The organism is Methylobacterium sp. GXF4 (assembly GCF_000272495.1).
In the GTDB taxonomy this organism is placed as follows: Bacteria; Pseudomonadota; Alphaproteobacteria; order Rhizobiales; family Beijerinckiaceae; genus Methylobacterium; species Methylobacterium brachiatum.
Genome location: NZ_AKFK01000065.1, coordinates 89,252 through 113,914, shown reverse-complemented (window position 1 = coordinate 113,914; position 24,663 = coordinate 89,252). Strand labels below are relative to the sequence as shown.

Here is a 24,663-nt window from a genome sequence, read left to right as displayed (position 1 = left end):
CCGATCTGTCAGAAGATGCCTCAGCGCCCGGGCCACTTCCGCGGCCGGCGCCGATGAGCGGTGTATACGCAGACGGTTCCCGGCCGTCAACACCGATTCGCAGATTTTCCAGCGACGCCCCGGATCGGGCCCCCTCCCCTCTCGCGGCGCCGCAAATCCCCCTGCGGAATGCGCGGTCGCGGCAGACTGCGCCTCAATCTCGACATGCTGGGCTCCGAGATGAACCGCTCGTACCTATACGGCGCGGGCGGCCTGAGCCTGACCGGCCGCGGATCAGTCAGGCTGGCGGGAGCGCTTGTGCGCCGTCGTCTTTCCGGGACCTTCGAGTGAAGCGCGAGCGACTCAAGATCGGCGACGTGGCCGCCCTCGCCCCCGGCGTCGGGCGCGGGGTCCAGGCTCCCCTCGATCTTCTCGGCGCGGATGCGACCCAGATCGACCGGCGTGCGGTCAACCTGCGCTGGCTCTGTGCCAGCACGCTGACCGGCCTGACCGGCGCCGGCCTGATCGCGGCGGCGTTGCACGTCTCTCTCCAGGGCGACGTGTCCTTCGCAGCGATTCCCGAGAAGGCCACCCTCATGGCCCGGCCGCAGCCGAGCGAGAGCGGCGCCAACATCGCCCGCAAGGGCGACCGGCTGGTGCGCAACCTGATGATCGCCTCGGCCAAGCAGAGTTTTCGCGCGCCGGTGACCGTCCGCCTGGGCGATCGCGAGATCATCAAGGCCAAGGCCTTCGTGCGGATCACCACGCCCCTGTCGATGACGACGGGCGTCTATGCCGGCGATCTGCCCCGGTTCGACCCGATGAAGTTCGTCTCCGACGAGCCCCTGGAACGCGCGCCCGATGCGGCCGCCGACGCGCCCGGGGCCGAGGTGACGGTGGTCAAGCGCGATCTGGCCGACGCCCCGGTCGACGCCAACGCCCCGGCGCTCACCGACGACGACGTCACCGCGCAGGTGGAAGAGGAGCGCCGCATCGCCGCCGAGGCCGGGCGCCGCGCGACCATTCCGATCGCCCCGCAGATCCTGCTGTCACGTACCCTCCAGCAGGGCGCGGGCGGCGGTGATGCGGAAGGTTCGGTCGCCAAGGACGCCAACCCGTTCAAAGCGATCGAGGTGCTGGTCGTCCCCGAGAACGTCACCAAGGTCGCCAAGGTCGAGCTCAAGCCCAACGAGGCGCCGCTCGTGGAGGAGCGCGACATCGCGCTCAAACGCGGCGAGACGCTAGAGGGCATCCTGAAGGCCACCGGCCTGGCCGGGGACGAGCAGATCCGCGGCATCGTCGCGGCTCTGGGCGGCAAGGCCCGCACCGGCGCGCTCGCGGAGGGGCAGCAGATGCGGGTGCAGATCGCCCCCGGGCCCCGCCCCGGCGATCCGCGCCAGGTCACCCGCGTTGTGCTCTACGGCGAGAACGGGATCGAGGGCATCGCCGCGCTCAACGACCGGAGCGCCTTCGTGTCGGTGGCCCCGCCCACCGAGGAGGCGCCCTCCGCCAAGCCGCAGCCACAGGCGGATGCGGGTGAAGACGAGGACGAGGATTCGGGCTCCGGGCCGCGGCTGTACCAGAGCCTCTACGAGACGGCGGCACGCCACGACCTGCCGCGCGCGACCGTCGAGGACATCGTCCGGGTGTTCAGCTACGACCTCGATTTCCAGCGCCGGATCAGCAGCGGCGACGGCCTGGACGTGTTCTACACCTACGACGACGAGGCCGGGGCCGATCGCCCGGACCTGCTCTACGCCGCGCTGACCCTGGGCGGCGAGACCCGCAAGGTCTACCGCTTCCAGTCCCCGGATGACGGCACGATCGACTATCTCGACGAGCAGGGGCGCTCCCTGAAGAAGTTCCTGCTGCGCAAGCCGATCCCCGACGGGATCATGCGCTCCGGCTTCGGCTACCGGCGTCACCCGGTTCTGGGCTACGCCAAGCTGCATACCGGCGTCGATTGGGCGAACCCGATCGGTACCCCGATCGCCGCGGCCGGCAACGGCGTCGTGATCCGGGCCGAGATGACCTCGGGCTACGGCAACCGGGTCGAGATCCAGCACGTCAACGGCTACGTGACCACCTACAACCACATGTCGCGGTTCGGCCGCGGGGTGAAGGAGGGCGTCCGGGTCCGGCAGGGGCAGATCATCGGTTATCTCGGCTCCACCGGCCTCTCGACCGGGCCGCACCTCCATTACGAGGTGATCATCAACGGCCACTTCGTCGATCCGATGAAGATCCGCGTGCCCCGCGGCCGCGAGCTCGACGGCCGGCTGCTCGCCGAGTTCAAGCGCCAGCGCGAGCAGGTCGACGCGACCATGCTGAAATCGAAGAGCGCCACGGCACTGGCGCAGCGGGATGCGGCCGTCCGCTGAGGCGACGGCCCGCGCGGCGTTCGGGGATCGCGCTGACGAAGGTCGCCACGCGGCACCGGTGGGGACGGCACCGCATGAACGGTCCGGCCGGGAGCCGGATCAAGGCCCCTTCCTCCCGGCGGCGATGTAGAACAACGTGCCGCCCGCCGTGTGCCATCGGCCGTTTGCGGCAGCTTCCGCGATGCGATCGTCGAGGCGGAGGTAATCGGCCCAGGCGCGTTCGAAGAACGCCTCGCTTCCCTCCCCGGCGAGGACGCAGCTGCGCATCTCCGCCTTGTCGAAGGGGCCGAGACCTTCCCGTCGCCAGCGCCACCCGGCGTCGAGAAGGGCCGCCTGTTCGGCCGTGTCGTAGGGTGGAAAGACGGCCGCCGCCCGGTCACAGAGCCAGACGCGGATATCCTGGAGGCCGGCTTCGGCGAGAAGGCCGGGCAGCGACTCGCCGATGGTTTCATCACCCAGGCCCCGGCGTGCCCGGCCGATGACGTAGCGGAGAGCGAATTCGGCGAGGCGGACGACCTCGTCCACCGGCATCACCGACATGAGGCTGGATATCGGCAAGCGCCCGACGAGGTTGTTCGGCTCGACGCACAGGATCTGACCGCCGGGCTTCACCAGGCGCTTCATCTCGCCAAGCGCCTTCGCGGGCTCCCGGAGATGCAGCAACAGTGTCTGGCAGGTGACGAGGTCGAACGTGGCGGACGGGGCCGGGATATCGTACGCGCTCGCCTGCAGCGTGCTGACGGAGAGGCCGGCCGTTTCGGTCGTCGCGAGCGCGCGCTCGAACGCGGCGAGATGCACGGCCTCCCGATCGACGCCGGTCACGGATGAGCCGGGCGACAGGCGTCCGGCGATCAGGCGCGCCCAATGGCCTTCGCCGCAGCCGACGTCGAGGATCGCGGCCGGCCGCGGCAGGCCAAGCCGCCCGAAGAGCAGATCGAGATAATCGGCGTTCCAGAAATAGTCGCGCTCGGCGCCGAAATACTCGGCCGAGTGCGGCATGCGCCGCGTCGCTTCGTCCGGCATGCGAATCCCCCGGTTCGCCCGCCATGGTGTTGGCCGAAGCTGGCTACGGCAACGGCCATCCGCTCAGGCGAAGCCGAGACGCGCGCGGATCTGCTCGGGGGTGACGCCCGCCGCCCTCAGGTCGGCCAGGCTCTGCGAACCCCGGGTCTTTGCGAGTTTCTCGCCGTCGGGGTCCAGGATCAGGGCGTGGTGATGGTAGCGCGGCGTCGGCAGGCCGAGCAGGCGCTGCAGCAGCACGTGGAGATCGGTGGCCGCTTCGAGGTCGCGACCACGGACCACGTGGGTGATCCCCTCCTCCGCGTCGTCGTGAACCACGGCGAGGTGATAGCTGGTCGGTACGTCGCGGCGGGCGATCACCGCATCGCCCCATCTGGCCGGATCGGCCGCGACCCGGCGCGTCTCGGCCTCGTCGAAAGCTTCGTAATTGAGCGGGGCCTCGGCGCAACGCAGCGCGGCGGCCATGTCGAGGCGCCAGGTATGCGGTTCGCCCCGGGCGAGGCGTTCGGCCGTGATCCCGGGATCGAGCCCGCGGCAGGTGCCGGGATAGAGCGGTGCGCCGTCCGGATCGTGCGGGTTGCCCGCACTGGCGGCCGCCCGCGCCCGGATCTGGCCACGCGAGCAGAAGCACGGATAGGCCAGCCCCCTCGCGATCAGGCCTTGGAGCGTGGCCCGGTAGGAATCGAGGTGGCGGGATTGATGCCGCAAAGGCTCGGGGTAGGTCAGGCCGAGCCAGGCCAGGTCGGTGACGATCGCCGCGACCAGGTCCGGCCTCGACCGGACCGGATCGATATCCTCGATCCGGAGGCGGCAGAGGCCGCCCATCCGCCGCGCGAGGTCGGCGTTGAGCAGAGCCGAATAGGCGTGGCCGAGATGGAGCCGTCCGTTGGGGCTCGGCGCGAACCGCAGGATCGGTGCGCCCGGCCTCACCCGTCGCGGTGGCGCAGGCAGTGCGGCGTGCCGGGCTGGCAGGCGATGCCGGGCAGCGAGCAGGCCGGACCCTCGGCCAAGCGCTGGCAGACGCGGCAGCCGTCGGTCCATTCCAGGCAGGCCGGATCGTCGGCGACCGAGCGCGCCGGTGCCGGGTGCCGGGCCGGCAGCAGCTCGCCGAGCAGCACCGTCGCGATCACGAGAATCGCGATGCCCCAGGCGGCGAGGGCGCCGGTCGCGGAGCGCGGTGCAGGCGGCATGGTGGCGGCTGTCGACATGGGCTTTCTGTTGGCGCGGGGAGCGGCCGGCTGTCAACGCGGGTTCGGCGGGCCGAGCGCTTCGCCGCGAAAGGTGAGCGCTGGATGTCGGAAAGACGATGCGAAACAGAAAGCCCGCGCGTCGTGCCGGTTCCAGGGCCCGGCACGACGCGCTAGGCGGCCTGCGCGGTTCGGCGCTGCAGCAGGGCCGGGAGAAGCTTCAGATTGAGCGGCTTGGCCAGGAACCCGTCGAACCCGGCGGCGCGGGCGGCGATCTCGTCCGCGCGGCCGGCATTGGCGGTGAGCGCCACGAGGTGCAGCCGGGTCCCCTCCCCGGCCGCTTCCGCGGCGCGGATGCGGCGGGCGGTCTCGTGGCCGTCGAGCCGGGGCATGCGCACGTCGATCAGGGCGAGGTCGAACGGGCCGCTCGATTGCAGCCGCTCCAGCGCCTCGACCCCGTCGACCGCGTGGACGACCTCGGCGCCGAGACGCTCCAGGGCGCGGGTCGCGAGCAGCGCGTTGATCGGGTTGTCCTCGGCGAGCAGGACCCGCAGGCCCGTTCCCGTCCGGGCCGGGGCCGGCGCCGGGATGGTTGCGGATTCGACCGCCACCGGTGGGGCGAGCAGCCGCTCGAACAGTGAGCGGGCGCGCACCGGCTTGATCAGGTAGCCGTCGAAGCCGGCTGCGCCCGGCGCCCCGAAGCCGCGGCGGTCGAACGGCGAGAGCAGCACGAGGCTCGAGCGGATTCCGCAGCCGCGCGCGGCATCGGCGATCTGGCGCACAACCGCATCGCCCAAAGCCCGGTCGGCCAGGACCGCGTCGAAGGCGGCGCCCGAGAGCGCGTCGAGCCCGTCCTCCAGGGTGCCGACGATCACGGTGGCCGCGCCGGCCCGGGACAGGCTGCGCGCCAGGTAGGGCGCCTGGTAGGGCGAATCCGCCACGATCAGGCAGCGGCGCCCTTCGAGCCGGGGCAGAGGGGCCGGACCGGTTTGGGCGCCCTCGGCTTCCGGCAGGGGCAGGACGACCCGGAAGGTCGAGCCGCGCCCGACGCGGGAATCCGCCTCGATCCGGCCGCCCATGCGGGTGACCAGGCGGCGGGTGATGGCGAGGCCGAGGCCGGTGCCCTCGTGGCTGCGACTGGCGCTGCCGTCGCCTTGCTCGAACTCCTCGAACAGGATCGGCAGACGGTCCTCGGGAATGCCGGAGCCGGTATCGGAGACGGCCAGGGTCACCTCCCCTCCCCCGTCCTGGATGGGCGTGAAGCCGAGGCTGACGCCGACGCCGCCGCGCTCGGTGAACTTGATCGCGTTGCCCGCGAGATTGATCAGGATCTGCCGGACGCGGTCGGCGTCGCCGACGAGCCCCCGGGGGAAGCTTTCCGTCACGTCCAGGGCGATCTCGATACCCTTGTCCTGCGCGCGCGGGGCCAGGAGCTCCACGACGCTCTCGGCCAGGGCCGGGAGGTCGAAGGGCTCGGCCGCGAGGTCGAGGCGCCCGGCCTCAATCCGCGAGAAATCGAGGACGCCGTCGATCAGCCCCAGCAGGGCCTGTCCGCTGGTGCGCACGGCCTCGACATAGGTCCGCTGCTCCAGGTCGAGATTCGTGCCGAGCACCAGATCGGCCATGCCCAGGATGCCGTTGAGCGGCGTCCGCATCTCGTGGCTGACCGTGGCGAGGAAGCGCGACTTCGCCACGCTGGCGGCCTCGGCGCGTTCGAGCGCCGCGTCGCGGCTGCGCAGCGCCTCGACCCGGGCGGTCACGTCGCGGCCGGCGCGCAGCCAATGCATCGCGTCGCCATGCGCGACCGGCATCTCCACGAAAGCGAACCAGCGCACCTGGCCGTCCACCGAACGGATCTGCGCCTCCATGCGTCGGACGCCGTCCTCGCCGACCTCGATCTCGCTCCGCTCCAGGATCTCGAGATCGATCTGCGCGCCGAGCAGGTCGATGGCCGGGCGACCGAGCAGCCGGGCGTAATCGTCGTTGGCGTAGGTGATGCGCCCGCGGGCGTCGCGCTGCACGATCACCTCGGTGGTGGCCGCCACCAGGGCGCGATAGCGGTCCTCGCTCTCGCTGATCCGCCAGATGCGATCCTGCAGCCGCTCGGCTTCGGCCTCGTCCGCGACGGAGCGCCGGGCGCGCCAGTGGCCGAGCGCGAGCGCCGCCGCGATCAGCAGCGCCAGCACGAGCGCGATATCGTTGACGACCATGGCTGCCTCCCCGGCTGCAGGCCGGCTCGGTGCAGGATCGCAGGCGAAGCTGAAGGCCGGGTTGGGAAAAGCCCTTAACCGCCTGTTGCACGGATCGTCGGCACGGAATGCTAAACGTCGCCGCAGCGCGATCCGAAATCCGGCTCGCGAGTTGCCTGCCAGGACAATCGGTCCGGACGGAGATAGAGCATATGCCGGGTGAGCATTACGACGTGATCATCGTCGGATCGGGCCCCGGCGGCGGGACGATGGCGTGGCGCCTGGCCCAGACGGGCAAGCGCATCCTGCTGATCGAGCGCGGCGACTACCTCCTGCGCGAGCCGCGCAACTGGGACAGCCAGGCGGTGATCGTCGACGGCACCTACCAGACCAAGGAGACCTGGCACTCCTCCGACGGCAGCACCTTCCGGCCGGGCCTGCACTACTACGTGGGCGGCAACTCGAAATTCTACGGCTCGGTCCTGTTTCGCCTACGCGAGAAGGATTTCGGCGCGATCCGGCACGAGGACGGCATCGCCCCGGCCTGGCCGGTCGGCTACGACGAGTTCGAGCCGCATTACCAGGCCGCCGAGGAGCTGTTCCACGTCCATGGCCAGCGCGGCGAGGACCCGACCGAGCCGTGGTCGCGCAAGCCCTACGCGCATCCGCCGGTGTCGCACGAGCCGCGGATCCAGCAGCTATTCGACAACCTGAAGAGTGCCGGCCACCACCCGTTCCACCTTCCGGTCGGGGTGCGGCTGGTGGAGAAGGACGGGCGCGCCGTCTCGACCTCGCCCTGCATCAAGTGCGAATCCTTCGACGGCTTCCCCTGCCCGACCAACGGCAAGTCCGACGCGCAGACCATGGTGGTCGATCCGGCTTTGCGCGACTGCCCGAACCTGTCGCTGCTGACCCGCACCTATGTCGAGCGGCTGGTCACCGACCCGAGCGGCCGCACCGTCACCGGCGTGGTCGGCACGCGCGACGACGCGCCGTTCGAGGCTTCGGCCGACCTTGTGGTGGTGGCCTGCGGGGCGCTCTCCTCGGCGCTGCTCCTGCTCCGCTCGGCAAACGCGCGCCACCCGGACGGCCTCGCCAACGGCTCCGGCCAGGTCGGGCGCAACTACATGCGCCACAACAACTCGACGGTGCTGGCGATCTCCAAGATCCCGAACCCGACCCGCTTCCAGAAGACCCTCGGGCTCAACGACTTCTACTTCGGCGATCCCGATCCGAAGGACGGCTGGGACTTCCCGCTCGGTCACATCCAGATGGTCGGCAAGTCCGACGGCGCCCAGATCCATGGGGAGGGACTGCCGGGCTTCCTGCAATGGTTCCCCAACAAGCCGTTCGACTGGATCGCGAAGCACTCGGTCGATTTCTGGCTGACCTCGGAGGATATCCCGCTCGCCCAGAACCGGGTCTACTACAAGGACGGCAAGGTCCATCTCGACCTCATCGAGACCAATGTCGAGGCGCATAAGCGGCTGCGGCGCAAGCTCCAGGAGATCTGCAGCTTCACCGACATGCACCCGCACCTGTTCGACCGCTCGCTCTATCTCGGCAAGAACATCCCGATCGGCGGCACCGCCCACCAGGCCGGCACCCTGCGGTTCGGGGAGGATCCCAACACCGCCGTGCTGGATCGGAACTGCAAGGCGCACGAGCTCGACAACCTGTACGTGACCGATGCGAGCTTCTTCCCATCAATCGGCGCGGTGAACCCGACCCTGACGATCATCGCCAATGCCCTGCGCGTGGCCGATCACCTGATCGACCGGATGGGCGCCAAGGACGAGATCGCGCCGCCGCGCCTGTTCGACCACACGGAGCCGCGGGAGCCGGTGCCCGCCTAGAGCCGTACCCGACCACGTCGGGTCGGGCACGGCTTTAACGTCTTGATGTGACGCGCGCTCTCGCGTCGAACCGGAGCCACGTCGTCGGAGAGCGCTCTCGCCGCGCGGCTCTGCTATGCAGCGCGACCGACCTCGAACCGATCGCCCCGACCTTGGCCATTGACCACATCGATCTCAGCCGGATCGACCTGAACCTGCTGGTCGCCCTGGACGCGCTGCTCGACGAGCGCAGCGTCACCCGGGCGGCCGCCCGGATCGGCGTCGGCCAGTCGGCGATGAGCTCGAGCTTGGCCCGGCTGCGCCGCCTGTTCGACGACGAGCTCCTCACCCGGGCACCCGACGGGATGCGGCCGACGCCCCGGGCCCTGAAGCTCGCCGAGCCCCTGCGGGCGACGTTGCGGCAGGTCCAGGCCCTGGTCCATCGCGAGGAGCGCTTCGACCCGGCCACCGTGGAGCGCAGCTTCACCGTGAGCCTGCCCGACAGCGTCGAGGTCCTGCTCGGGCCGCGGCTGATCGCGCAGCTGCGCCGGGAGGCTCCCGGGATCCGGCTGCTCCTGCGCTCGGTCGACCGCACCCGCATCCTCGACGAGCTCGATGCCGACCGGGTCGACCTCGCCATCGGGTTATTCTCCGAGGGGCAGATCCACCACAAGCAGCGTCTGCTCTATCGGGACAGCTACGTGGTCCTGTTCAACGCCGACCTCATCGGGATCCAGCCGCCGATCGGGCTCGACGATTACCTGCGCTTCCCGCACGTCCTGACCTCCCTGCGGGAGACCGCCCACGGGGTGGTCGACGACGCCCTGGCCCTGATCGGGCGCTCGCGAATCCTCGCGGTGACGACGCCGCGCTTCCTCGTGGTGCCGTTCATGGTCCGCGCCGCGCCGGTGATCGCCACCATGCATGCGCGGCTCGCCACCGCCTTCGGCAGCGCCCTGTCGCTCGCGGTCAGTCCGGTGCCGGTGCTGCTCGATGATGTGGCGGTGTCGATGCTGTGGCACGCCTCCTATGACCGCGACCCCGCCCATCGCTGGCTGCGCGACCTGCTGGTGCGGCTCGCCAACGAGGCCCCGACCTTCGGGATGCCGTGACGGTTGCTTTGATGCGCCTCACCAACCCACCCCCCTCATCCTGAGGTGGCGCAGCGAAGCGGAGCCCTCGAAGGAGCCTCAGGGATCGCGCTGCTGGCTGGAGGCCTCCTTCGAGGCTGCTCCGCAGCATCTCAGGATGAGGGGACGGGTTGGGATGAGCCGTCAGCGGGATGCGATCCGATCTCCTGTTTCACACCGTCATGGCGAGCGCAGCGAAGCAACCCAGTGATGCACCACGGTTCGGGGATCGCGCGCCGCCCTAGGTTGCTTCGCTGCGCTCGCCATGACGAAGAAGGCGGTATGACCTTCACCGGACCTCACAAACAAGGATCGTCCGCCGCCTCGAGCCGGCCGCTGGCGATCGCCTCGCGAAACAGGGCGAAATCCGCGGCGTTGCGCTCGGCATAGGCCCCGGCCCAATCGGCCAGGGCTTCGCGCAGGTCCGGGCTCTTGCCGCTGCCGCAATAGCCGGCGATGGCGGCCGCGTCGCCGGTCCGGGCATGCGCCCGGGCCAGGAGTGCCCCGTAGGCATACGAGAAGGTCAGGAGCGGCGGGCCGGACATCTCGGCGAGGGGGATCGCGCCCTTCAGGTTCTTCATCTGGCGTACGTAGTAGGGTCGGCCATCGATGCTGGTCCAACCGAGCAGCGGGTCGCCGACCGCCTGGAGCAGGCGCTGGCCATAGATCACGCGCTCGCCCTCGTGGCCGGCATAGGGCTCGGGCATGCCGGGCAGGTACGGCGCGTGGGCCGGGCGGACCGCCTCCTTGACCTGGAGGAACAGCGCGTCCCGGTCGGAATTCCCGCAGAGCAGCGCCACGTAGGCCCGCGTCCCGACGCTGCCGACCCCGACGACCCGGTGGGCGACGTCGATGACCTGGTAGCGGTTCAGCATGAACCGCCGCTCGCGCGGCAGCGTCTCGGCGTAGCGCTCGAGCCCGGTGACGATCCTCTGCCGCGTGGCGGCGTCGACCGGGGTGAGGATCGGCGGGTCGGTCCGGAACCGCCAGCCGCCGTCGATGCGCCGCTCGGCGACCTGGGCGAGGAGGCTGCGGTTGTTCTTGCGCCGCGCCTTGTCGACCGCGCGGCGGACCACGGCGCGGGCCTCCGAATCCATGCGGATCCCGCCGAGATGGGCCGTATCCGCCGGGGTGGTCTGGTACCACACCTCCAGGGAGCCCTGCGGGGCCAGCCGCCGCATCGTGTGCTGGTATCCCGAAACCGCCGTCATCACGGCCGCGCGGCAGGATTCCGGCGGTTTGCCGGCATCGGCCGTGGCGACTGCGATGCCCGCGCAGAGCCGCTTCAGGTCCCATTCCCACGGGCCGACCGTGACCTCGTCGAAATCGTTGAGGTCGAGCACGATCTCCCGCTGCGGCGTGCCGAACAGGCCGAAATTGTCGATATGCGCGTCGCCGTTCATCACGACGTCGATGCCGCTGCGCGGGCCGCGCGACAGGTCCCAGGCCATGACGTGGGCGGCGCCCCGGAGGAACGCGAACGGGCCCGTCGCCATCCGGGCGACCCGGAGCGGGATCAGATGGGCCTGCCGGCCGTCATGGGCCGCCTCGATCAGGCTGATCGGATCGGGGCGATCCGGCTCCGAATCCAAGGACGCGTGCGCGTGGTGCGGAACGGCCGCCCGCAGGGCCTTGCCGGCCTGCCGGCGCTTGTCCCAGGGCTCGACGCCGGCCCGGAGATCGATCCGCGGAAAATCCGCCAGCGGCGCCAGGACCACATCGTCGGCCGGGGGGTCGGAGGCCGGGAGCGGCGCCGCAGCGCGCGTGTCGTCGCTTCGCACCTGGTCCATGATCTCCCGCCGAACCGTGTGCCTGACAACCTTGACCGTACTCAGTCGTTCCGAAACGGACCAATCCCCGTACACGATAGGATTGGCCGGGCTCTGTGACCATTCAGCCCCCGGCGGGTCTTGACCCCTCTACAGGGCCGCCATCTAACCGGTCGCGTATTCGAAGAGAGTCCTTCCCGGTCCGCGCCGCGCGGATCAGACCGCGTCGGTGATGGACGGATCGGGGATGGACCGGACGGCGCCGCCAGGCGTCGCATCAGGTGGGACATCACATGCCCAAGGGCTCAGATCTTCTCGTTGCGGCTCTCGAGAACGAGGGCGTCGACCGCATCTTCGGCATCCCCGGCGAGGAGAATCTCGACGTCGTCGAATCGCTGCGCACCTCCAAGATCGAGCTGGTGCTGACCCGCCACGAGCAGGCGGCGAGCTTCATGGCGGCGACCCATGGCCGGCTCACCGGCCGGCCGGGCGTGTGCCTCTCGACCCTGGGCCCGGGTGCGCTCAACTTCTCCACCGGCGCCGCCTACGCCCATCTCGGCGCGATGCCGATGATCATCATCACCGGCCAGAAGGGCATCCTGTCCTCCCGCCAGGCGAAGTTCCAGATCGTCGACGTGATCAGCTCGATGAAGCCGATCACCAAGATGGCCCGGCAGATCGTCTCGGCCTCGTCGATCCCCACCATCGTGCGCGACGCCTTCCGGGTCGCCACCGAGGAGCGGCCCGGCCCGGTGCTGCTGGAGCTGCCCGAGGACATCGCCGCCGAGGAGGCCGAGGCCTACGTCGTGCCGCCGCACCCGATCGACATCCCGGTCGCGCACCCGACCGCGATCGAGCGGGCCGCCGCCATGATCCTCAAGGCCAAGCGGCCGCTGGTCATGCTCGGCGCCGCCGCCAGCCGGCCCCGCGCCACGGGCGACCTCGGCGGCTTCGTCCACCGCACCCAGATCCCGTTCTTCACCACCCAGATGGGCAAGGGCACGGTCGCCAGCGGCACCGACCTCTACATGGGCACCGCCGCGCTCTCTGAGCGCGACTACGTCCACGAGGCGATCGACAAGGCCGACCTGATCATCGCCATCGGCCACGACACGATCGAGAAGCCGCCCTTCTTCATGGGCCAGGCCGACCAGAAGGTGCTGCATATCGGCTACATGCCGGCCAACGTGGAGCAGGTCTATTACCCCGACGCCGAGGTGGTCGGCGATCTCGGGCCGACCCTCAAGCTGCTCGCCGACAAGCTGGAGGGCAAGCTGCCCAACGCCGGCGCCCTGCTGCACCTGCGCGAGCACATCCTCGGCCACATCGCCGACCGGGCCGGCGAGGACCGCTTCCCGGTGACGCCGCAGCGGCTCGTGCGCGACGTCCGCCGGGTGATCCCGGAAGACGGGATCGTGTGCCTCGACAACGGCATGTACAAGATCTGGTTCGCCCGGAACTACCGAACCTACGTCGCCAACACGCTGCTCCTCGACAACGCGCTCGCCACGATGGGCGCGGGCCTGCCCTCGGCCATGATGGCGGCGATGCTCTATCCCCGCCGCCGGGTCATGGCGGTGTGCGGCGACGGCGGCTTCATGATGAACAGCCAGGAGCTGGAGACCGCGGTGCGGCTCAAGCTCAACCTCGTGGTGCTGATCCTCGACGACTCGGCCTACGGCATGATCCGCTGGAAGCAGGCGGTCGACAAGTTCGCCGATTACGGGATGACCTTCGGCAATCCGGATTTCGTGCTCTACGCGCAATCCTACGGCGCCAAGGGTCACCGGGTCGAAGCGGTGAACGATCTGGTGCCGACGCTCGATCGCGCCTTCGCCGAAGGCGGCGTTCATCTCGTCGCCGTACCGATCGATTATTCGGAGAACACGCGCGTTCTCGTCGAAGAGCTGCGCGAGAAGGTGAAGGATTTCGAGCCGGCCGAGTGATCCCGTCGACGAAGTGATCCGGCACGACAACAGGGCAGCGCGATGAACCCGTTCACTTTCCAGACCACCCCGAACGTCCTGTTCGAGGCCGGCGCATCCAAGAAGCTGCCGGAGATCGTCGCCACCTTCGGGGCCAAGCGCTTGCTGCTCGTGACCGACAAGGGCGTGCGCAAGGCCGGCCTGACCGAGGCCGCCGAGGCGGCGCTGGCGGCCGCCGGCATCGCCATCGACGTCTACGAGGACGTGGTCGCCGACCCGCCCTCCACGGTGATCGAGGCGGCGGCCAAGCGCGCCCGGGAGCTGGGGACGGATCTCGTCCTGTCGATCGGCGGCGGCTCGGCGCTCGATACCGCCAAGCTGGTCGCCTATCTGGCGAAATCCGACGAGGCGCTGGATTCGATCTACGGCGTGGGCCTCGCCAAGGGCGACCGGCTGCCGCTGATCCTGGTGCCGACCACCGCGGGCACCGGCTCCGAGGTGACGCCGATCTCCATCGTCACGACGCCGACCACCGAGAAGAAGGGCGTCGTCGCGCCGAAACTCCTGCCTGACTGGGCGGTGCTCGATCCCGAGCTGACGCTGGGCCTGCCGTCGCACGTGACGGCGGCCACCGGCATCGACGCCATGGTCCACGCCATCGAGGCGTTCACCAGCAAGAACAAGAAGAACCCGATCTCGGACCAGCTCGCCAAGCAGGCCCTGGCCCTGCTCTCGGCCAATATCCGCACCGCCTGCTCGGATGGCCGCAACCTCGAGGCGCGCTCCGGTATGCTGCTCGGCTCGATGCTCGCCGGCATGGCCTTCGCCAACGCCCCGGTGGCGGCGGTGCACGCGCTGGCCTATCCCGTCGGCGCGATCTTCCACGTGCCCCACGGGCTCTCCAACGCCCTGGTGCTGATGGGGGTGATGCGCTTCAACCTGTCCCACGCGGAGGCGCTCTACGCCGAGCTGGCGCCGATCCTGGACCCGGCCGCCGCCGACCTGCCGCCGGCCGAGGCCGCCGCCCGGTTCGTCGAATGCCTCGACGCGATCTGCCGCGACTGCAAGGTCCCGGCTTCGCTCGCCGAGGTCGGCGTGGCCCAGAAGGATCTGGAGCGGATGGCCACCGACGCGATGAAGCAGACGCGACTCCTCGTGAACAATCCGCGCGAGGTCACCTACGACGACGCCTACGCGATCTACGCCGAGGCGCTCGGCGCGGCGCGCCCGGCGGCCTGATCCCCGGAGGGCCGCCGACCCGCGACCGCATCCCCTGAAGCCGGACGATCTCCGAGCGTCCGGCACCTTGGGCAGAGGGGCGGGTTCGGGATTCGGTGGGGTCCGACCGGCATACGCTGGACTTGAACGCTCATACCGGCATCGCGAAGCCGGACCGGCCGGGAGAGACGCCGTCATGGACCAGTTCGACGCGTTCAAGGCGATGGGCGAATTCTGGACCCGCGCCGGCGCGGGGTTCTTCGCCCCCGGGGCCGCGCCGGGCTTCTCCTGGCCGAACCCGCCGCAGGCCGATCTCTCCGGCCTCGCCACGGCGCAGAGCCACCTCGCCCAGGCCTGGGCCTCGGCGACCGCCCTGTCGCAGACCCTGACCGCGTCGCTGCAGGGCGGCGCCGGCGCGCCGGACCCGACCGCCGGGGCGGTGCTGACCCGGATCTTCGATCCGCAGGCCTGGCTCGGCGGCTCGGCCGAGTTCGACGCGGCGCTGACCCGGATGGCCGAGGGCCCGCAGCTCGCCGACCTGTGGCAGACCGAGCGGCGCTACGGCGCGCTGTTCACCGCCTGGGCGGCGCTGCGGCGGGCGCAGGCCGAGCACCAGGCGGTGATGCTCAACGCCTGGACCCGGGCGGCCGGCACCTTCGCCAAGGAGGCCAACGACCGCGCCGAGCGCGGCGAGGGTTTCAGCTCCGCCCGCGAGATGATGACCCGCTGGACCGAGACCGCCAACGCCGTGCTGCTGGAGGTCCAGCGTTCCGAGGCGTTCCTGGCCTCGCAACGGGTGGTGCTGAAGGCGTCGACCGACCTGCGGCTCGCCCAGCAGGACCTCTCGGCCTTCCTGTCGGATTTCTACGGGCAGCCGACCCGGGCCGAGCTCGACGACGTGCACAAGAGCCTGACCGAGCTGCGCCGTGAGGTCCGGGCCCTGCGCCGGGAACGCCGGGAGGCCGCCCGGGTCTCCAAGACGAACGGCACCGCCGCGCCGGCAACGGAGGATGCGCATGGGTGACAAGGGCACCACCGACACGGGGGCCGCAGGCCGGGACGCCCCGAAGGCTCCGACCGCGCCGCTTCCGCTCAACCCCGCCGAGATGCTGGCCGAGGTCGCCGAGCTCGGCCGCCGGATCAGCGCGGGGGCCAAGCTGTTCTCGGACGTGCGCGACGCCGACGTGCAGATCGCCACCACGCCCAAGGACCTGGTCTGGAGCCAGGACAAGGTTTCGCTCTACCGCTACCGGCCGCTCACCGAGAGCAAGGGCCTGCCGCCGGTGCTGATCGTCTACGGGCTGATCGGCCGCTACACGATGGCCGACCTGCAGGAGGACCGCTCGCTGGTCCGCAACCTGCTCAATCTCGGCCTCGACCTCTACGTGGTGGATTGGGGCAATCCCGGCCGGGCCGACCGCTACGTCACCATCGACGATTACGTCGACGATTACCTCGCCGAATGCGTCGCCTTCATCGGCCAGGCCGCGGGGCGCGAAAAGATCAACCTGCTCGGGATCTGCGAGGGCGGCGTCTTCACCACCTGCTACGCCGCGCTGTACCCGGAGCGGGTCAACGCGATGGTGCTGACCATCACGCCGATCGACTTCCACGCCGACACCCGCGAGACCCGGGCCGGCCACGGCTTCATCAACGTCTGGACCCGCTCCCTGTCGCCCGAGGATGTCGACCGCCTGATCGACGCGCAGGGCTCGCTGCCCGGGGCGTTCATGGGCTCGGTGTTCTCGATGATGACGCCGATGCGCACCATGACCAAGTACAACCTCGACTTGCTCGACGCCCTCGACGACAAGAAGAAGTTCCTGAACTTCCTGCGCATGGAGAAGTGGATCGCCGACCGGCCGGACCATCCTGGCGAAGCGGCCAAGCAGTGGCTCAAGGACCTCTACCAGGACAACAAGCTGGTCCAGAGCACCTTCGTGCTCGGCGGCCGCACGGTCGACCTGAAGCGCATCGCCTGCCCGGTGCTGAACGTCTTCGCCCAGGACGACCACATCATCCCGCCCGCCACCTCGCAGGCGCTCAAGGACAAGATCGGCACCGACGACTACACCGAGCTCGGCCTGCCCGGCGGCCATGTCGGCGTCTTCGTCGGTGGCAAGGCGCAGAAGTTGCTGGGCTCCGGCATCGCCGATTGGCTGGGTGCGCGTGGGTAGCTGTGTGTCATGGTCCACGGATCGGATCGGCGCGGTCCGAGGCTCGCCGAGACGCGGGCTCGCTGCCTGTGGCCGATCCAAATCTCCCCCTCATCCTGAGGTGGCGGCGCGCAGCGCTGCCCTCGAAGGAGCCCTCCAGAGGCCGCCGCGATCCCTGGGGGGCTCCTTCGAGGCCGAACGATCTGCGATCGCCCGGCACCTCAGGATGAGGAGGATGGGTGGGATCGGGCGGTTGCTCAACTGCTGCTTCGATGGCGGCGATCTCAACTTCCAGGCTCCGAGGGTGACGGCATGGGCAGCCTGAAGAACAAGATCGTCAGCGCCGACGAGGCGCTCGCCATCCTGCAGGATGGCGACATGGTCGCGGTCTCCGGGTTCGTCGGCATCGGCACGCCGGACGAGCTGATCCTGGCGCTCGCCCGGCGGTTCGAGGCCGGCCAGGGGCCGCACGGGCTCGGGCTGATGTTCGCGGCGGCGCCGGGCGACGGCAAGGAGCGCGGCCTCAACCGGCTGGCGATCCCGGGGCTGGTGCGTCGCGTCGTCGGCGGCCATTGGGCCCTGGTGCCCAAGCTCGCCAAGATGGCGATCGACGGTCAGATCGAGGCGTACAACCTGCCGCTCGGCGTCGTGTCGCATCTCTACCGGGAGATCGCCGCCCACACGCCGGGCCACATCACCAAGGTGGGCCTGCGCACCTTCGTCGATCCGCGGCTCGAAGGCGGCAAGCTCAATGCCGTCACCCAGGAGGATCTCGTCAGCGTGGTCGAGCTCGGCGGCGAGTCCTGGCTGCACTACAAGGCGTTCCCGGTGAACATCGCGCTGATCCGCGGCACCACGGCGGATCCGGCCGGCAACATCACCATGGAGCGCGAGGCGCTGACCCTAGACAATCTCGCCGCCGCCATGGCGGCCAAGAATTCCGGCGGCTTCGTCATCGCCCAGGTGGAACGGCTGGCCGAGGCCGGCTCGCTGGCCCCCCGCGAGGTGCAGGTGCCCGGGGTGCTGGTCGATTGCGTCGTGCTGAGCCAGCCGGAGAACCACCGCCAGACCTACGGCACCGCCTACAACCACGCCTTCACGGGCCGCCAGCGCGTGCCCCTCGACCGGATCCCGCCGATCCCGCTCGACGCCCGCAAGGTCATCGCCCGGCGCTGCGCCTTCGAGCTGCCCCCGGGCGGCGTGGTCAATCTCGGCATCGGCATGCCCGAGGGGGTCGCGGCAGTGGCCGCCGAGGAGCGGGTGCTGCGCTACCTGACGCTCACCGCCGAGCCCGGGGTGATCGGCGGCCTGCCGCAGGGCGGGCTCGATTTCGGCGCCGCCCTCAACCCGGCGGCGGTGCTGCACCAGAACCAGCAATTCGACTTCTACGACGGCGGCGGCCTCGACCTCGCCTGCCTGGGGCTCGCGCAATGCGACGCCGAGGGCAACGTCAATGTCAGCCGCTTCGGCAAGCGGCTCGCCGGCGCGGGCGGCTTCATCAACATCTCGCAGAACGCCAAGAGCCTGGTCTTCGCCGGCACCTTCACGGCCGACGGGCTGGAGGTGGTGGTCGAGGGCGACGGCATCCGGATCGTCACCGAGGGTCGCTCGCGGAAGTTCATCGCCGCGGTGGAGCAGGTGACCTTCTCGGGCGCCTACGCGGCCGAGCGCGGCCAGCCGGTGCTCTACGTGACCGAGCGCTGCGTGTTCCGCCGGACCAAGGCCGGCATGGAGCTGGCCGAGGTCGCCCCCGGGATCGACATCGAGCGGGACATTTTGGGGCAGATGGGCTTCGTGCCGATCGTGCAGGATCCCAAGCCCATGGATCCGCGGCTGTTCCGCGATGCCGTGATGGGGCTGGAGCCCTGGCTCCTGGGGCTCTCCCTGTCGGAGCGGATCACCTACGACCGGGAGCGCAACATCCTGTTCTCGAACCTCGAGGGCTTCCAGGTCCGGACCATCGACGACGTCGAGCTGGTGCGGCGGGAATACGAGCGCGCCTGCCAGGAGATCGGCCGCAAGGTCCACCTGATCGCCAATTACGATGGGTTCGAGATCGACCCGACGGTGAGCGATGCCTATTTCTCGGCGATCGCTTATCTGGAGAACCGGTACTACGAGACGGCCTCGCGCTACACGACGAGCGCGTTCTTGCGATTGAAACTCGGCGCCTCGTTGGCGAGCCGCGATCTGGCTCCCCATGTTTTCGAGACAAAAGCCGAGGCGCAGGCGAGGAATACGGCCCAGAGCGCGCCCCTCAAGTCGCGGACGGAACTGTCTCAGCCGGACAGGCCGCAGCCGCCGAAGGAACCGTTGAATGCCTGAGTCCGACACACTCACCCTGAAGGACCGCAGCCTCCTGGTCGAATCCTGCCTGATCGGCGGGGAATGGTCGAAGGCCGGGTCCGGCACGATCGACGTCACCAACCCGGCCACCGGCGCGGTGATCGCCCGGGTGCCGAATGCCGGCGCCGACGAGACGGCCCAAGCGATCAAGGCCGCCCACGCGGCCTACCCGGCCTGGCGCGCCAAGACGGCCAACGAGCGCGCCGCGCTGCTGCGCAAGCTCGCCGCCCTGGTGACCGAGAATCAGGAAGACCTGGCCCAGATCCTCACCGCCGAGCAGGGCAAGTCGCTGACCGAATCCCGCGGCGAGGTCGCGATGTCGGCGGCCTACGTTCTGTGGTTCGCCGAGGAGGCGCGGCGCGTCTACGGCGACGTGATCCCCTCCCCCTGGGGCGACCGCAAGATCCTCGTGACCAAGGAGCCAGTGGGCGTGGTCGCGGCGATCACCCCGTGGAACTTCCCGTCCTCGATGATCGCCCGCAAGATCGCGCCGGCGCTCGCGGCCGGCTGCCCGATCGTGATCAAGCCGGCCTCCCAGACCCCGCTCTCCGGCCTCGCCTGGGGCGTGCTGTGCGAGAAGGCCGGCTTCCCGGCCGGGACGGTCAGCATCCTCACCGGCTCGGCCCGGGCCATCGGCGGCGAGATGACCGGCAACCCGCTGGTGAAGAAGATCACGTTCACCGGCTCCACCGAGGTCGGCAAGGTGCTGCTTGAGCAGGCCTCGCACACGGTGAAGAAGGTCTCGATGGAATTGGGCGGCAACGCGCCGTTCATCGTGTTCGACGACGCCGACCTCGACCGGGCGGTGGCCGGGGCGATGCTGGCCAAGTACCGCAATTCCGGCCAGACCTGCATCTGCACCAACCGCTTCCTGGTGCAGGACGGGATCTACGACGCCTTCGCGGACAAGATGGCCGAGGCGGCCAACCGCCTGAAGGTCGGCAACGGCATCGAGGACGGCGTCGCCCAGGGGCCGCTGATCGACATGGCGGCCGTGGAGAAGACCGAGGCCCATATCCGCGACGCCGTCGAGAAGGGCGGCCGGGTGGTCGCGGGCGGGCATCGCCACGCGCTGGGCGGCCAGTTCTTCGAGCCGACCGTGATCACCGGCGCAACCCCCGACATGGCGGTGGCCCGGGAGGAGACCTTCGGGCCGCTGGCGCCGCTGTTCCGGTTCCGCGACGAGGCGGAGGCGATCCGCATGGCCAACGACACCGAGTTCGGCCTCGCTTGCTACTTCTACACCCGCGACCTCGGCCGGACCTTCCGGGTCGCCGAGGCGCTGGAATACGGCATGGTCGGGATCAACGAGGGCATCATCACCACCGAGGTGGCGCCCTTCGGCGGCGTGAAGGAATCCGGCCTCGGCCGCGAGGGCTCCTACCAGGGCATCGAGGATTACCTGAACACCAAGTACCTCTGCGTCGGCGGCCTCGGCGCCTGAGCCGGAACGCCGATCCCGGGCGCACCCGGGATCGGCCCGGCCAGGCTCAGCGGGCGCTCGGCGCCGTGCTGCCGCCGGCGGGCGCGCCGGGCGTGCCGGTCCGCGGGGCAGTGGTGGAACCGGTCGTCGCGCCCGGACGGGCCGGGGCGGTCTGTTCCAGGGAACCCTGCCCGGTGCCGCCCACGGCGCCGGACTTGTTCACGTTGCCCTGCCCGGCGCCGCCGGTGGTCGGGGCCTGGGCCAGCGCCGCTCCGGAGAGCGCCAGCGTCAGGGCGGCGGCGAGGGCGAGTTTGGTCTTCGGCATGGATGGTCCTCTGGCTGGATCGCTCGGATCCCGTGGGAGGCAAACCCCGGCGCCGCCGGAATGGTTCAGCGGGCCAGCGCCGCGCGCCACCCGGTCCAGGGCCAGCGCAGGCTCGGGTCGGGTTTGCCGTCCGCCGGGGTGATCGCCACGGTGGCGGTGCGGCCGCTGACGAGGCGCGGGTCGCTCGCCGCGCCGTCGAGCGCGATCCGCACCGGGATGCGCTGCGCGAGCCGCACCCAGGCGAAGGTCGGGTTGACGCTGGCCAGAAGGTTCGAGCCGTCGGTCCGCCCGGTCTCGGCGATGCCCCCGGCGATGCTCTCGACATGGCCGCGCAGCGGGGCGCCCTCGCCCATGAGCTGGATCGTCACCGGGGCGCCGACGCGGATGCGCGGCAGCTTGGTCTCCTCGAAATAGCCCTCGACCCGCAGGGTATCGCGGTCGATCAGCGCCATCACGCCCCGGCCGGTGGTGACGTAGGCGCCGGGGCGCAGCTCCATGTTGGCGATCCGGCCGTTGACCGAGGCGCGCACCGCCGACCGCTCCAAATTGAGCTTGGCGAGGTCGCGGTCGACCACGGCCTGCTCGTAGGCGGCCTTGGCGTTGAGGTCGGTGGCCCGGGCGGCCTCGACCTTCTGCTGCGAGACGGCCGCGTCGCTGAGCTTGTTGTACCGGGCGTAGTCGGCCGCGGCCTGCTCGGCCATGGCCTTGCGGCCCTCCACCAGCGCCTCGGCCTGGCGCAGGCCGAGACGGAACCGGTCCGGGTCGATCCGGAACAGCACGTCGCCCTTGCGGACGTTCTGGTTGTCCTCGACCAGCACCTCGGTGACGAGGCCGGACACGTCGGGCGCCACCGCGACCACGTCGGCCCGCACCCGCCCGTCCCGGGTCCAGGGGGCGTTCATGTAATAATCCCACAGGGCAAGGCCGACGATCGCCGCCGCGGCGACCATGCCGAGCGTGACCGCCAGGCGGCCGACGAGGGAGAGCAGGCGGGTCATGACAGGATCCGATGGGCGAGGGCGATCACGCCCCCGAGAAGCAGGACGTAGAGAGCGAGGTCGAAGAGCGGCCGGTGCCAGACCAGGCGGTAGAAGCCGGTCGCCGCGAGCAGGCGGCGCACGGGCACGCTGAGCAGGAAGGCTGCGACCATCCACAAGGCCACGGTCGGCACGAACACGCCGTAGAGATCGAATTCGCCCCTCATGCCGCGATCTCCTGGGGGGCCGGGGCCCGATAGGCCGGCGCGTCGGGGAAGAGGCCCCGGCGCAGGCCGGTCAGGCCGATGAGTGCGGCCCTGCGCTCTGGCGAGTCCGCGGCGGCCGCGACGGCGTCGAGCCCGGCATCGAGGGCGGAGAGCAGGTCGGGGCCGGGGACGGCCGCGCGGCTGCGGGTCTGCCGCGCGACCAGGGTGAGGACCTCGTCGATGCTGCGGCGCGCGGCGCCGGCGAGGCGCCGCCGGACCCGCCGGACCTCGACCAGGTTGATGCCCACCCGGACATCCGCCAGCAGGTCGCCGGCCGCCGCGGCATCGTCCGCCGGGATCGCGGCGAGACGCGGCGCGATCAGGCCGACCCGGTCGAGCATCAGGGCGGCGAGTTCGAGGCCGTGCCCCGCGCCGCCGCCCTCGGCGGCCGTGGCCAGGCTGCGCCGGTTGATCCGCAGCAGCCGGCGGGCGATCCGGCCCGCCCCGAGGGACCGGACCAGCCGGATCACGACGGCCGCGATCCACATCCCGGCCACCGAGGCGAGCACAGAATTGGCGAAGGGCGCGAACTCGCCGGTGTAGCCGTTCTGGAGCGCGATAAGGGTCGCCCCGTTCACCGCCGCGCCCATCCCCATGGGCATCGTCCGGGGCTGGGTCATCATCAGCCCGCACAGGATCAGCGGCGGGGCGAGCGCCAGGGCGAGCATCTCGTAGGTGGTCACCACCGGCAGGACCGCGAACAGGTAGAAGCCGGCGACGAGCGCGCCGACGATGGCCGAGTTGGCGAAGCCGAGGATCGGCTGGGCCGGATCGTCCAGGGCGGCGAACAGGCAGCAGGTCACCGCCGCCATCATCGGCGCCGCGGACCCGTCGGGCCAGCCGGTGCCGATCCAGACCGCGCAGCAGACCAGGATGCTGGCGAAGGCCCCGAAGGCCGAGAGCGCGGCCAGCCCGTGATCCCGATGCCGGACGCGGTGGACCTGCGCCGTGTAGGTGAAGGCCAGCGGCGTCGGCTTCGTTCCGGCCATGAGGTGACCGCGCAGCGCCCGGAGATCGAGCCGCAGGTCGATCACGTCGCGCAGCCGCGCTGTCAGGCTCGCGAGCAGCAGCGTGTTCCAGTCCGGGGCACGGCCCAGCGACGGCTCGACCGCGTCGACCCGCTCGCGCAGCCGTGCGGCCTCGGCGGCACAATCCCCCTCCCCCGCCAGCCAGAGCGCGATGTCCGACAGGAGCGCCCGGACCCGCGCCGGCAGGGCGCCGGCCCGGTCGAGGGCGCAGACGCGGTCCGCCAGCGCGGCGACGATCGGCAGGACCATCAGCATGTGCTGGCGCAACGGCGCGAAGGCGGCGGCGGCGCGCTCGGCGCCGCTCGCCTCGTTGCGCAAGGCGAGCCCGAGCCCGTCAAGGGCGATGGCGTCCGAGGCGAGGCGCAGGCGCCGGGCCCGGTTGTTGTCGCCGGCCTGCGGGGCGCGGGCGCCGGTCAGCGCGGCGAGCGTCCATTCCTGCGCCTCCGCCAGCCAGAGGTCGAGGCGGCCGGCGATGACCGGCGCGGCCGATTGCGGCAGGACCAGCGTGGCCGCGAGACCGGCGCAGAGGATGCCCAGGGAGATCTCCTCCGCGCGGGCCACGGCGGTGTCGAAGATCGTCCCCGGGTCGTCGACCGCGGGAAAGCCGATCAGGGCCGCGGTGTAGCCGGCTAGCATCGGCAGGTAGCTCGCCGGCGTCCGGTCGAGGATCGCGACGTAGAGGCAGAGCGCGACCCAGAGCGCGATGGCGAGGCTGAGCAGGATCGGAGCGTTCACCAGGTTCGGCACCAGGACGACGGTCATCGCGGCGCCGAGCACGGTGCCGCAGACCCGGTAGATCGCCTTCGACCGGGTCGCTCCCGACAGGACCTGGCTGGTGATGTAGACCGTGCCCACCGCCCAATAGGGCCGCGGCAGGTCGATCCAGAGAGCCAGGAACAGGGCGAGCAGAGCCGCCGCGCAGGTCTTGAGGGCGAAGGCCCAGTCACGCCATCCGGGAAGGGTCACGCCGCCGACTCCCGCGTTGTCTCGCCCGGATCGCGGATATGGGCCTGGAGCGCCGCGAAGACCCGGAGGCTCGCCTCCAGATCCGCGGCGCTGATCTCGGCGAAGAGGCGCGCCCGCAGGGTGGCGAGCTCGGTCTCGATCCGCGCGACCATCGCGCGCCCGCTCGCCGTCAGCGTGATCACCTTCGCGCGCCGGTCGGACGGGTCCTCGCGGCGCACCACCAGCCCGGCGGCGGTGAGCTGGTCGAGGAGCCGCACCAGCGACGGGCCCTCGATCCCCACCGCCTCCGCCAGGGCGTTCTGGCGCGGCTCGCCGGCCAGCCGGCCGATCATCACCAGGGGATACGCGGTGGCGTCGGACAGGCCGTGCACCTCCGCGACCGCGTTGGCGGCGCGCCGCCAGGTGCGGGCACCGGTCTGCAGGGCATGGGTATAGGCTTGCCGCAGACGCATCTGCGCCTCCGGATCATCTGCGATCGGCATGGGGCCGGGTCTCCCGCCACGACGAGGCCCACGACGAGGCGATCGCGGGTGGTTAAGCTCG

The 24,663-nt window shown here is 70.7% G+C and carries 19 protein-coding genes; 9 read left to right on the top strand and 10 right to left on the bottom strand.

Annotation, left to right across the window (positions count from 1 at the left end; genetic code table 11):
• The first annotated feature begins 326 nt into the window (after positions 1-326).
• Positions 327-2,360 (top strand): M23 family metallopeptidase, encoded by a 2,034-nt coding sequence (locus WYO_RS17340; RefSeq protein ID WP_007564806.1) that lies wholly within the window; start codon positions 327-329, stop codon positions 2,358-2,360.
• Between the two features lie 99 nt (positions 2,361-2,459).
• On the opposite strand, the gene WYO_RS17335 is transcribed toward WYO_RS17340, so the two are convergent.
• The 4 genes from WYO_RS17335 to WYO_RS17320 form a co-directional block, all read right to left on the bottom strand.
• A complete protein-coding gene (locus WYO_RS17335; protein ID WP_007564804.1) occupies positions 2,460-3,383 on the bottom strand; it encodes a methyltransferase domain-containing protein in 924 nt (307 codons plus the stop codon).
• A 63-nt stretch (positions 3,384-3,446) separates the two neighbouring features.
• On the bottom strand, positions 3,447-4,310 hold the full coding sequence (gene gluQRS, locus WYO_RS17330; protein WP_007564803.1) for a tRNA glutamyl-Q(34) synthetase GluQRS: 864 nt from the start codon (positions 4,308-4,310) through the stop codon (positions 3,447-3,449).
• Positions 4,307-4,588 carry a hypothetical protein gene (locus WYO_RS17325; RefSeq protein WP_007564802.1) on the bottom strand — a complete coding sequence of 94 codons (282 nt, stop codon included), beginning with the start codon at positions 4,586-4,588 and terminating at the stop codon, positions 4,307-4,309. Before WYO_RS17325 ends, gluQRS begins: the two co-directional genes overlap by 4 nt.
• Positions 4,589-4,740: 152 nt before the next feature.
• Positions 4,741-6,777 carry an ATP-binding protein gene (locus WYO_RS17320; RefSeq protein ID WP_007564801.1) on the bottom strand — a complete coding sequence of 679 codons (2,037 nt, stop codon included), beginning with the start codon at positions 6,775-6,777 and terminating at the stop codon, positions 4,741-4,743.
• Between the two features lie 191 nt (positions 6,778-6,968).
• Here WYO_RS17320 and WYO_RS17315 point away from each other — a divergent pair, with 191 nt between their 5' ends.
• Together WYO_RS17315 and WYO_RS17310 are read left to right on the top strand one after the other, a co-directional pair.
• Entirely contained in the window at positions 6,969-8,612 is a 1,644-nt protein-coding gene (locus WYO_RS17315) for a GMC family oxidoreductase (protein ID WP_007564800.1), read from the top strand.
• Between the two features lie 152 nt (positions 8,613-8,764).
• A complete protein-coding gene (locus tag WYO_RS17310; protein ID WP_007564799.1) occupies positions 8,765-9,703 on the top strand; it encodes a LysR family transcriptional regulator in 939 nt (312 codons plus the stop codon).
• Between the two features lie 317 nt (positions 9,704-10,020).
• Here the strand turns inward: WYO_RS17310 and WYO_RS17305 are convergent, their stop codons facing one another.
• Entirely contained in the window at positions 10,021-11,511 is a 1,491-nt protein-coding gene (locus tag WYO_RS17305; protein ID WP_007564798.1) for a DUF2252 domain-containing protein, read from the bottom strand.
• A gap of 272 nt (positions 11,512-11,783) precedes the next feature.
• Here WYO_RS17305 and WYO_RS17300 point away from each other — a divergent pair, with 272 nt between their 5' ends.
• The 6 genes from WYO_RS17300 (at position 11,784) to WYO_RS17275 (ending at position 20,579) form a co-directional block, all read left to right on the top strand.
• The gene (locus WYO_RS17300) at positions 11,784-13,436 is read left to right on the top strand and encodes an acetolactate synthase large subunit (RefSeq protein ID WP_007564797.1); all 1,653 of its coding nucleotides are present in this window, start codon (positions 11,784-11,786) and stop codon (positions 13,434-13,436) included.
• Positions 13,437-13,478: 42 nt separating this feature from the next.
• Positions 13,479-14,654, top strand: coding sequence for an iron-containing alcohol dehydrogenase (locus tag WYO_RS17295; RefSeq protein WP_007564796.1), 1,176 nt, complete (start codon positions 13,479-13,481; stop codon positions 14,652-14,654).
• Positions 14,655-14,829: 175 nt separating this feature from the next.
• Positions 14,830-15,657: a poly(R)-hydroxyalkanoic acid synthase subunit PhaE gene (locus WYO_RS17290; RefSeq protein ID WP_007564795.1), complete on the top strand. Its 828-nt coding sequence runs from the start codon at positions 14,830-14,832 to the stop codon at positions 15,655-15,657.
• An 82-nt stretch (positions 15,658-15,739) separates the two neighbouring features.
• On the top strand, positions 15,740-16,810 hold the full coding sequence (gene phaC, locus WYO_RS17285; protein WP_047170865.1) for a class III poly(R)-hydroxyalkanoic acid synthase subunit PhaC: 1,071 nt from the start codon (positions 15,740-15,742) through the stop codon (positions 16,808-16,810).
• Between the two features lie 291 nt (positions 16,811-17,101).
• Positions 17,102-19,114: an acyl CoA:acetate/3-ketoacid CoA transferase gene (locus tag WYO_RS17280; RefSeq protein WP_007564793.1), complete on the top strand. Its 2,013-nt coding sequence runs from the start codon at positions 17,102-17,104 to the stop codon at positions 19,112-19,114.
• Complete coding sequence (locus tag WYO_RS17275; RefSeq protein ID WP_007564792.1) at positions 19,107-20,579, top strand: NAD-dependent succinate-semialdehyde dehydrogenase; 1,473 nt, start codon at positions 19,107-19,109, stop codon at positions 20,577-20,579. The genes WYO_RS17280 and WYO_RS17275 overlap by 8 nt, the downstream gene beginning before the upstream one ends.
• Before the next feature lie 46 nt (positions 20,580-20,625).
• Here WYO_RS17275 and WYO_RS17270 read toward each other — a convergent pair whose 3' ends face one another.
• From WYO_RS17270 to WYO_RS17250, 5 genes are all read right to left on the bottom strand, one after another.
• Entirely contained in the window at positions 20,626-20,883 is a 258-nt protein-coding gene (locus WYO_RS17270; RefSeq protein ID WP_007564790.1) for a hypothetical protein, read from the bottom strand.
• A 65-nt stretch (positions 20,884-20,948) separates the two neighbouring features.
• Positions 20,949-21,881 (bottom strand): HlyD family secretion protein, encoded by a 933-nt coding sequence (locus tag WYO_RS17265; RefSeq protein WP_007564782.1) that lies wholly within the window; start codon positions 21,879-21,881, stop codon positions 20,949-20,951.
• Entirely contained in the window at positions 21,878-22,087 is a 210-nt protein-coding gene (locus tag WYO_RS17260; RefSeq protein ID WP_007564780.1) for a DUF1656 domain-containing protein, read from the bottom strand. Before WYO_RS17260 ends, WYO_RS17265 begins: the two co-directional genes overlap by 4 nt.
• A complete protein-coding gene (locus tag WYO_RS17255; protein ID WP_007564778.1) occupies positions 22,084-24,120 on the bottom strand; it encodes an FUSC family protein in 2,037 nt (678 codons plus the stop codon). The genes WYO_RS17260 and WYO_RS17255 overlap by 4 nt, the downstream gene beginning before the upstream one ends.
• Entirely contained in the window at positions 24,117-24,602 is a 486-nt protein-coding gene (locus tag WYO_RS17250; RefSeq protein WP_007564776.1) for a MarR family transcriptional regulator, read from the bottom strand. Before WYO_RS17250 ends, WYO_RS17255 begins: the two co-directional genes overlap by 4 nt.
• Positions 24,603-24,663 lie beyond the last annotated feature (61 nt).

What these genes read in the sequence shown, in the direction of transcription:
- WYO_RS17335 (WP_007564804.1), bottom strand. Translation starts at nt 3,383, where the DNA reads ATGCCGGACGAAGCGACGCGGCGCATGCCGCACTCGGCCGAGTATTTC.
- WYO_RS17325 (WP_007564802.1), bottom strand. Translation starts at nt 4,588, where the DNA reads ATGTCGACAGCCGCCACCATGCCGCCTGCACCGCGCTCCGCGACCGGC.
- WYO_RS17320 (WP_007564801.1), bottom strand. Translation starts at nt 6,777, where the DNA reads ATGGTCGTCAACGATATCGCGCTCGTGCTGGCGCTGCTGATCGCGGCG.
- WYO_RS17315 (WP_007564800.1), top strand. Translation starts at nt 6,969, where the DNA reads ATGCCGGGTGAGCATTACGACGTGATCATCGTCGGATCGGGCCCCGGC.
- WYO_RS17305 (WP_007564798.1), bottom strand. Translation starts at nt 11,511, where the DNA reads ATGGACCAGGTGCGAAGCGACGACACGCGCGCTGCGGCGCCGCTCCCG.
- WYO_RS17300 (WP_007564797.1), top strand. Translation starts at nt 11,784, where the DNA reads ATGCCCAAGGGCTCAGATCTTCTCGTTGCGGCTCTCGAGAACGAGGGC.
- WYO_RS17295 (WP_007564796.1), top strand. Translation starts at nt 13,479, where the DNA reads ATGAACCCGTTCACTTTCCAGACCACCCCGAACGTCCTGTTCGAGGCC.
- WYO_RS17290 (WP_007564795.1), top strand. Translation starts at nt 14,830, where the DNA reads ATGGACCAGTTCGACGCGTTCAAGGCGATGGGCGAATTCTGGACCCGC.
- phaC (WP_047170865.1), top strand. Translation starts at nt 15,740, where the DNA reads ATGCTGGCCGAGGTCGCCGAGCTCGGCCGCCGGATCAGCGCGGGGGCC.
- WYO_RS17280 (WP_007564793.1), top strand. Translation starts at nt 17,102, where the DNA reads ATGGGCAGCCTGAAGAACAAGATCGTCAGCGCCGACGAGGCGCTCGCC.
- WYO_RS17275 (WP_007564792.1), top strand. Translation starts at nt 19,107, where the DNA reads ATGCCTGAGTCCGACACACTCACCCTGAAGGACCGCAGCCTCCTGGTC.
- WYO_RS17270 (WP_007564790.1), bottom strand. Translation starts at nt 20,883, where the DNA reads ATGCCGAAGACCAAACTCGCCCTCGCCGCCGCCCTGACGCTGGCGCTC.
- WYO_RS17265 (WP_007564782.1), bottom strand. Translation starts at nt 21,881, where the DNA reads ATGACCCGCCTGCTCTCCCTCGTCGGCCGCCTGGCGGTCACGCTCGGC.
- WYO_RS17260 (WP_007564780.1), bottom strand. Translation starts at nt 22,087, where the DNA reads ATGAGGGGCGAATTCGATCTCTACGGCGTGTTCGTGCCGACCGTGGCC.
- WYO_RS17250 (WP_007564776.1), bottom strand. Translation starts at nt 24,602, where the DNA reads ATGCCGATCGCAGATGATCCGGAGGCGCAGATGCGTCTGCGGCAAGCC.